Source organism: Rhodococcus sp. R1101 (assembly GCF_000278445.1).
Lineage (GTDB): Bacteria > Actinomycetota > Actinomycetes > Mycobacteriales > Mycobacteriaceae > Rhodococcus > Rhodococcus gordoniae.
This window is the reverse complement of the sequence record NZ_AJVB01000157.1, coordinates 1-8,014: the sequence shown is the minus strand read 5'-3', so window position 1 is coordinate 8,014 and position 8,014 is coordinate 1. Positions and strand designations below refer to the sequence as shown.

General features: G+C 69.0%; 8 protein-coding genes and 1 pseudogene. 2 read left to right on the top strand and 7 right to left on the bottom strand.

What is annotated here, in order from left to right:
- A partial coding sequence (locus R1101_RS0111845; RefSeq protein ID WP_016933642.1) for a phosphoribosylformylglycinamidine synthase subunit PurQ occupies window positions 1–229 on the bottom strand: 229 nt, incomplete at its 3' end.
- Window positions 226–471, bottom strand: coding sequence for a phosphoribosylformylglycinamidine synthase subunit PurS (gene purS / locus R1101_RS0111840; RefSeq protein ID WP_006551824.1), 246 nt, complete (start codon window positions 469–471; stop codon window positions 226–228). The genes R1101_RS0111845 and purS, both read right to left, overlap by 4 nt.
- Before the next feature lie 250 nt (window positions 472–721).
- Between purS and R1101_RS0111835 the strand changes: the two genes are divergently transcribed.
- On the top strand, window positions 722–1,366 hold the full coding sequence (locus R1101_RS0111835; RefSeq protein WP_016933641.1) for an MBL fold metallo-hydrolase: 645 nt from the start codon (window positions 722–724) through the stop codon (window positions 1,364–1,366).
- Window positions 1,367–1,391: 25 nt separating this feature from the next.
- Here the strand turns inward: R1101_RS0111835 and R1101_RS0111830 are convergent, their stop codons facing one another.
- Window positions 1,392–3,035 carry an FAD-binding dehydrogenase gene (locus tag R1101_RS0111830; RefSeq protein WP_016933640.1) on the bottom strand — a complete coding sequence of 548 codons (1,644 nt, stop codon included), beginning with the start codon at window positions 3,033–3,035 and terminating at the stop codon, window positions 1,392–1,394.
- A gap of 58 nt (window positions 3,036–3,093) precedes the next feature.
- The gene (locus R1101_RS0111825; protein ID WP_026003176.1) at window positions 3,094–3,798 is read right to left on the bottom strand and encodes a DUF2334 domain-containing protein; all 705 of its coding nucleotides are present in this window, start codon (window positions 3,796–3,798) and stop codon (window positions 3,094–3,096) included.
- A gap of 139 nt (window positions 3,799–3,937) precedes the next feature.
- Between R1101_RS0111825 and R1101_RS0111820 the strand changes: the two genes are divergently transcribed.
- Entirely contained in the window at window positions 3,938–6,064 is a 2,127-nt protein-coding gene (locus R1101_RS0111820; RefSeq protein ID WP_016933638.1) for an oxidoreductase, read from the top strand.
- Window positions 6,065–6,116: 52 nt separating this feature from the next.
- Here R1101_RS0111820 and bluB read toward each other — a convergent pair whose 3' ends face one another.
- The 3 genes and pseudogenes from bluB to R1101_RS26485 all read right to left on the bottom strand — a co-directional run.
- Window positions 6,117–6,776 (bottom strand): 5,6-dimethylbenzimidazole synthase, encoded by a 660-nt coding sequence (gene bluB, locus R1101_RS0111815; RefSeq protein WP_016933637.1) that lies wholly within the window; start codon window positions 6,774–6,776, stop codon window positions 6,117–6,119.
- 5 nt (window positions 6,777–6,781) lie between these two features.
- The gene (locus tag R1101_RS0111810; RefSeq protein WP_016933636.1) at window positions 6,782–7,276 is read right to left on the bottom strand and encodes a glutathione peroxidase; all 495 of its coding nucleotides are present in this window, start codon (window positions 7,274–7,276) and stop codon (window positions 6,782–6,784) included.
- Between the two features lie 458 nt (window positions 7,277–7,734).
- A pseudogene (locus R1101_RS26485) lies at window positions 7,735–8,014 on the bottom strand (C4-dicarboxylate transporter DctA); the annotation flags it as partial.

Sequence of the window (8,014 nt, the reverse complement as noted above, 5' to 3'; positions counted from 1 at the left end):
CGGCCTCGACGACCTTGCCCATCACCGGCGCGAACCGTGCGATGGCACCGCAGCGCAGGTAGTCGCCGTAGGAGAAACCGCCGGGCACGATCACCGCGTCGACTCCCTTGAGATCGGCGTCCCCGTGCCACAGGCTCACGGCCTCACCACCGGCGAGATTCACCGCGCGGGAGGCGTCGACGTCGTCGAGCGTTCCCGGGAAGGTGATGACTCCGATGCGTGCGCTCATGCGTCACCGTCGATCCGCCGGATGGCCCAGTCCTCGATCACCGTGTTGGCGAGCAACGACTCGGCGATCTTCTCGAGCTCCTCGTCGCCGACGCTGCCGTCGACCTCGAGCTCGAAACGCTTGCCCTGACGGACGTCGGTCACGCCCGCGAAGCCCAGCCGCGACAGCGCCCCGGTGATGGCCTGACCCTGGGGGTCGAGAATCTCGGCTTTGGGCATGACTTCGACGACGACACGCGCCACGTGCTGCTCCTCGGTAGTAGTGCTGGCGCCCGGGGACGGACACCGGACATCCAGCAGTTTACCGGCCGCGGCCACCGGGACGGGCATCGGCCGAGGTCCCGCTCGTGCGAGACCTGTCACGCCCGTTCAACGCCGCTCGGCAGCAACGAGTTCGCGCACGCGGGGCGGCGGAGGGCGGGAGGAGGCTGCCGAAGCGGAGTTCCTGTCCGTAGCCGGTCGTCGGGCTCCGTCCGGCGGCATACTCGACGACATGCACCTGACCCATTTCGGCCACTCCTGCATCCTCGTCGAACACCTCGGCGCGAAGCTCCTCTTCGACCCCGGAAACTTCTCCCACGGGTTCGAGGGCATCACCGGCCTTGACGCGATCCTCGTGACCCACCAGCATCCCGACCATGCCGATACCGGCCGGCTGCCCGCGCTCCTCGAGGCCAATCCCGGTGCGCAGCTGTTCTCCGACCCTCAGTCCGCGAGCTTGCTCGAGGGTGACTGGACCGCGGTGCGTCCCGGCGATTCGTTCTCCGTCGGATCGCTCACCGTGCGCGGCACCGGTGGACGGCACGCGGTGATCCACCCCGACCTGCCCGTCATCGACAACACGGCCTTCCTCGTCGGCGACGAGGAGAATCCGTCGCGGCTGCTGCACCCCGGCGACTCGCTGTACATCCCGCACGAGCGCGTGGACGTGCTGGCCCTGCCGTCGACCGCGCCGTGGCTCAAGATCTGGGAGGCGATCGACTACCTGCGCGCCGTGAATCCGCGGGTCGCGGTGCCGATCCACCAGGGCATCGTCAACGACAGCGGTCGCGGCGTCTTCTACGGCCGGTACAGCGAGATGGCGCCGGAGGGCACCGAGTTCCGCGTGCTGCCGCACGAGGACGGAGTCGAGGTCTGACGCTGCTCTGTTCCGACGGGGAGGTTCAGCGGGCGGCGGCGCGACCCGCCGCCCGCCCCGAGAAGATGCATCCGCCGAGGAAGGTGCCTTCGAGCGACCGGTAGCCGTGCACGCCGCCACCACCGAATCCGGCGACCTCACCGGCGGCGAAGAGACCCTCGAAGACCGATCCGTCCGACCGCAGGACGCGCGACGACAGGTCGGTCTCGAGCCCGCCGAGCGTCTTGCGGGTGAGCAGGTGCAGCCTGACGGCGATGAGCGGCCCGGCCTTCGGGTCGAGGATCCGGTGCGGTGCGGCGATGCGGACGACGCGGTCGGGTGCGTAGGCCCGGGCCGCGCGCACCGCCGCGACCTGCAGATCCTTCGTGTACTTGTTGTCCATCTCGCGGTCGCGGGCCTCGACCACCGAACGCACCTGCTCGTAGTCGAGCGGTGCCTCGGGGGTGAGTTCGTTCATGCCTGCGACGAGATCGGCGAGCGTGTCGCGGACGACGAAGTCGATGCCGTGCTGCTTGAAGGCCTCGACCGGTCCGGGTGCGCCCGCCTTGACGCGCTGCAACAGCAGCCGGATGCTGCGTCCGGTGAGGTCGGGGTTCTGCTCGGAGCCGGAAAGCCCGAATTCCTTCTCGATGATCTTCTGGTCGAGCACGAACCAGGTGTGGTCGTGGCCGGTGCTCACGATGTGCTCGAGGGTGCCGAGCGTGTCGAAGCCCGGGAACAACGGCACCGGTAGCCGCTTGCCCGTGGCGTCGAGCCACAGCGAGGAGGGACCGGGGAGGATGCGGATGCCGTGACCGGGCCACACCGGGTCGTAATTGGTGATGCCCTCGGTGTAGTGCCACATGCGGTCGCGGTTGACGATGTTGCCGCCGGCCTTCTCGGTGATCTCGAGCATCCGGCCGTCGACGTGCGCGGGCACGCCGCTGAGCATGTGCTTCGGCGGCTCCCCCATGCGCTTCGGCCAGTTCTTCTTCACGAGGTCGTAGTTCCCGCCGATGCCACCGGAGGTGACGATCACGGCTCCGGCGGAGAACTCGAAGTCTCCGACGACGGTGCGGGAGGACGCCACGCCGCGCGGCGCGTCGGTGGGTTCGAGGATCGCCCCGCGCACGCCGGTGGCAGCTCCGCCCGTGACGACGAGTTCGTCGACCCGGTGCCGGTGCTTCAGCGTCACGAGTCCGCGTTCGACGCCTTCGCGGAGCTTGCGCTCGAAGATCTCGACGAGACCCGGACCGGTGCCCCAGGTGATGTGGAACCGCGGGACCGAGTTGCCGTGCCCCGCAGCGTCGTACCCGCCGCGTTCGGCCCAGTTGACCATCGGGAAGATCTTCAGGCCGCGCTGCTTCAGCCAGGCGTGCTTCTCCCCGGCCGCGAATTCGACGTAGGCCTGGGCCCACCGCCGCGGCCACCGGTCCTCGACCTCGCGGTCGAAGCCGGCCGTGCCCATCCAGTCCTGCAGGGCGAGCTCGTAGGAATCCTTGATCCCGAGCCGCCGCTGTTCGGGACTGTCGACGAAGAACAGACCACCGAACGACCAGAAGGCCTGTCCGCCCACATTGTTCGAGTTCTCCTGATCGACCAGGAGAACCGTACGGCCGGCGTCGACGAGTTCGCCCACCGCTACGAGTCCCGCGAGTCCCGCCCCCACCACGATCACGTCAGCGTCCATGGCCGCAAACACTACCGAGCGAATGCGGCGACCGGGAGGTCCCGCGAGGCGGCCGGGATCACGCGGCGGTGATCCCCGTGGGGCGCCGCGGCCGGCTGTAGACGGCCGGTTCCGCACCGTGACGCAGTGCGATGTCCACGGCGGCGAGGATCGCCTGCCGGGGTCCGGGCTCGGCGAGCCGAGGAGCCGCGATCGCCAACCGGAGCAACTCGCCCCGCCGTGCCACCCGCGACGCGCCGATCACCATTGCCCGGCACCACCACGGCTCCGACTTCGCACCGTCACCGATGCCGTACACCCGCGACTTCGTCACGGTGCCTGCCGCGAGATCACGGATCCCCGCGATGTCCGCCATCACCCGGAATCCGACCTGCGGAAGTGCGGCCACCGCTCCGGGCGACGCGAGCCAGCGCGGAGGTGCGAACAGCCGCGTGCGGAGTCCCGTCTCCTCGAGCACGCGGTCGGCCGCGAGCAGGCGCAAGCGCGCCTCGTGTTCGGGCAGTACGGCGAACTCGGCGCGACGACGCTTCGTCGCCGCCTGGTCGTATCCGTGCAGCACGATCGCGTCACCGCCCTCACGCCGCTCGAGAAGCCACTCCTGCGTCGCCGGATCGCGGACGAGACGGTAGTGGTCCTTCAGGCGTGGTGCGACGAGCAGCGACAACGGCACGCCACGCGCGTCCATCTCCCGCGCGAATCCGTCCACGACATCGCGTGTGACGTCCCGGATCCCCGAGACCGACACGATCATCCGTCCGTTCATGACGCACAGCCTGCTCCACGCAGGTGAACAGACACCCGGCCTTCCGGGAAGTCCCGGTGAAAACCCGGTCGTACCGGCTCCCATCCCGCTCATCGGGACTGTGTCGACGGACACAATCGGCCGGACATAGCGTCCGGGCGTGGCAGTCCCGAATCAGACCTATACCCGCCTCCTCTCGCCCGGCACCATCGGACCCATCACCCTCGACAACCGGGTGGTGATGCCCGCCATGGACATGAATCTCTGCGAGGACGGTGAGATCGAGCAGGGTGACATCGATCATTTCGTCGCCCGCGCGGCCGGGGGTACCGGCCTGATCGTCACCGGCTGCTGCGCGGTCGCCTATCCGGCCGGGTGCGCCAGCACCAAGGAACCCGGCCTGTCCGAGGACCGTTTCATCCCCGGTCTCCGCGCTCTGGCCGATGCGGTTCACGAGGCCGGCAGCAAACTGTGCGTGCAGATGGTGCACCACGGCAAGGTCGCGCGCATCGACACCCTGCAGGACCGGCCGCAGCTCGTGCCGAGCATCCCGAAGCCACCGAGCGACATGAGCGCCATGGCCGATTGCACTCCTGAGGAGCTGCAGCGCATGGCCACCATCCAAGGCGGCAAGCAGGCCCGCTACAACGAGGCCACGGAGAGCGACATCGAGTGGTTGATCCGGATGTTCGCCGAGGCGGCGGACCGGGTCGCCGCCGCCGGAGCGGATGCCGTCGAGATCCACGCCGCCCACAACTACGTGCTCGGCGCCTTCCTGAGCCGCTACACGAACCGGCGCACCGACGAATACGGCGGGTCGCTCGAGAACCGGGCCCGGCTGACCTGTGAGGTGATCCGCGCGGTCAAGGACGCCGTCGGCGACCGTCTCGCCGTCATCGTGCGTCTGGCCGGACGGGAGTACGGGGAGACGGACGGTCTCACCGTCGAGGAATCGGCCGCTGCCGCCGTACTGTTCGAACAGGCCGGCGCCGACGCCCTCCATGTCACGGGCACCGCGCTGAACGCGTTCGCGAACTTCACCGATGGTCCGCTGCCGGACAAGGTCGGCTTCTACACCGGCGACGCCGCGGTCATCAAGCGGGCGGTGTCCATCCCGGTCATCACGGTCGGCCGCATGCTGCCGGAGGTCGGCGAGAAGATGATCGCCGAGGGCGTCACCGACTTCGTCGCGATGGGCCGTCAGTTGCTGGCCGACCCCGCTCTCGTCGCCAAGCTGAAGCAGGGACGCCCGGAACAGATCCGTCCGTGCATCAACTGCTATGTGTGCGTGCAGGAGAACTTCTGGGATGCCACCCCGATCTGCGCGGTCAATCCGGCGCTCGGCAACGAGACGCTCGTGCCGTTCGTCCGCAGCGCGACGCCGAAGCACGTCGTCGTGGTGGGTGCCGGGCCCGGCGGCCTCGAGACCGCGCGCGTCGCCACCGAGCGAGGACACCGCGTCACCGTCCTCGACAAGACCGACCGGCTCGGCGGGACCCTGTGGTTCTCGACCCTCACCACCCCCGACAACGAACGGCTGCTGAAATGGCTGACGGCCGAGGTCGCCCGCCTCGGCATCGACGTGCGGCTCGGCGCCGAGGCCACCGCCTCATCGATCCGTGCCCTGAATCCGGACGTGGTGGTCGTCGCGACGGGCGCAGTGCGGGAACGTCCCACCGTGCCGGGCGGGGACCTGCCGCACGTGCACACAGGCGACAGCATGCGTGCGCTCATGACGGGCGCGGGCGACGTCTCCGGCCAGTCGCCCGTGCTGCGGGTGATGGGCCGATTGGGCAAGCTCGTGGGTATCACCACGAGCCCTCGGAGGATCCGTGATCTGAGCCGGCGGTTCCTGCGTTTCCTGCCGATGGCGAAGGACGTCGTCGTGATCGGCGGGTCGCTCGTCGGCCTCGAACTGGCCGAGTTCATGGCCGAACGCGGCAGCCGGGTGACCCTGCTCGCCGAGGGGCAGCAGCTCGGGGTGCCGATGGCGATGCCGCGCCGGTGGACCGCCGTCAAGCACGCGCGCGAGGTGGGTCTCGAGGTGCACCGCAACGCGACCGTCGAGCGCATCACGCGGGAGACGGTGGAGTTCACCGTCGGCGGCGAGACGAAGTCGGTACGCGCCCGGATGGTCGTCGTCGCGTCCGGGGTGTCGGCGGCGGCACCGCTCGCCGAGGAGCTGGCCGGCTCGGGCATCGACGTCCGGGTCGTCGGGGACGCCGGTCGGGTCGACTACATCGAGGGCGCCGTCCACAGTGCGTGGAAGGTCGCGACCGAGCTGTGAGAGCGGGTGACGGCCGGCTCGTGCACCCACGAACCGGCCGTCACCCGTCGGGTCAGGATTTCTGGTTATCCGGTCCCACGAACCTGTCGCGGTGCACCGCCGCTTCGAGCGGGCGACCCTTGCGCCAGCCGAACCGTTCGAGGTCGGGCACCTCCTGGAGCCGGGTGACCGGCCCGACGCACAGCCACGCGATGGGACGCGCGGGCGCGCTCACTCCGACGAAGTCGGCGAGGAATTCCTCCTCGTAGAACGACACCCAGCCCACGCCGAGGCCCTCGGCGGTCGCGGCGAGCCACAGATTCTGGATCGCCAGGACGGCCGAGAAGAGACCGGACTCGTCGACGGTGTGCCGGCCGAGGATGTGCTTGCCGCCGCGTTCGGGGTCGTAGGTCACGACGATGCCGGTGCGGGACTCGGTGATGCCTTCGATCTTGATGGGGTCGAAGGTGCTCTTCCGGTCCTCGGGAAGCGAGTCGGCGAACGCCTGCCGGCAACCGGCGACGTGCCCGGCGAACTCCTTCAGACGCTGTTCGTCCTGGACGACGACGAAGTCCCAGGGCTGGGTGTTGCCGACGCTGGGTGCATGGTGCGCCGCGGCCAGGACGCGCCAGAGCACGTCCTCGGCGATCTGCTCACCGGCGAACTCTGCGCGCACGTCGCGGCGCATGCGGATGATGTCGTAGAGCGCCTCACGCGCTTCGGTCCCGAGCACGTCGATCAGGCCGGCAGGATCTCTTCGAGGGCGTCGAGGATCTCCGGCGCATCGGGTTCCGTGCGGGGACGGAAGCGCCCGGCAACCGTGCCGTCGGGGGCGATGAGGAACTTCTCGAAGTTCCACTGGATGTCGCCGGCTTCCCCGGAGGCGTCCGCGTGCTTCGTGAGCTCGGCATAGAGCGGATGACGGTTCTCGCCGTTGACCTCGATCTTCTCGAGCAACGGGAAGGTCACCCCGTAGGTCGTGGAGCAGAACTCCTGGATCTCCTCCGGCGTGCCGGGTTCCTGCCCCATGAACTGGTTGCACGGCACTCCCACGACGAACAGTCCGCGGTCGCGGTACTCCTGCGCGAGCTTCTCGAGCGCCGTGTACTGCGGGGTCAGCCCGCATTTGGACGCGACGTTGACGACGAGAACCGCGTGGCCCTCGTATGCACCGAGACTTGTGGGTTCACCCGAGAGGGTGTCGATGGGGATGTCCTGGAGAGGCGTGGTCATGGTTCCAAACTAGCTTGTGCTCCATCACTCTCCCCAACAGCAGCGCTACGTCTTCTCCCCGGAAGTCTCCGGGCCCGCCGAACCCGCTTCCGGAACTGCTCGTCCCTCCCCTTCGCCGGGAACGGGAGCACCCGACGGGAACTCCTCTGCGATGCAGGACTCGTGGACCGGCCGCCATGCGGTCGCCGAATCGGTCATCTGCGACGGCGGTGCGCCCGCCGGCACCGCGTCGAACTCGCCGAGGCAGACCGTCCGGCCGCGGCGACCATCGCGGTCTCCCGGTCGCCGAGCACGTTGACGAATCGAGCTCGGTTCTTCACAGCGACCCCCGAAGTTGTGCGGCTGGAGAGCGAGGCGTGCTTCCTCCCGGGAGTATGCTCCCGGATCCGCTTCGGAAATGGCTGTCCGCCACGAAAATTTCCGTGGCGGACAGCCGTTGTCGTAGCGGACGGAGCGGGTCAGACGGAGACCTTCTCCAGGCTCGCCGGTTCGCGCTCGGGAGCGGGCTCGTGATCGTCGACCATCATGCTCTCGTCGAACGGCAACCGTCCGCTGAGCACCTCGTCGACCCGTTCGCGGTCCACCGACTTGGTCCACGTGCCGATGAGCAGGGTCGCGATGGCGTTGCCGGAGAAGTTGGTGACGGCACGCGCCTCGGACATGAACCGGTCGACACCGACGATCAGGCCGACCCCGTCGAGCAGGTCGGGGCGGTGGCTCTGCAGACCGCCGGCCAGC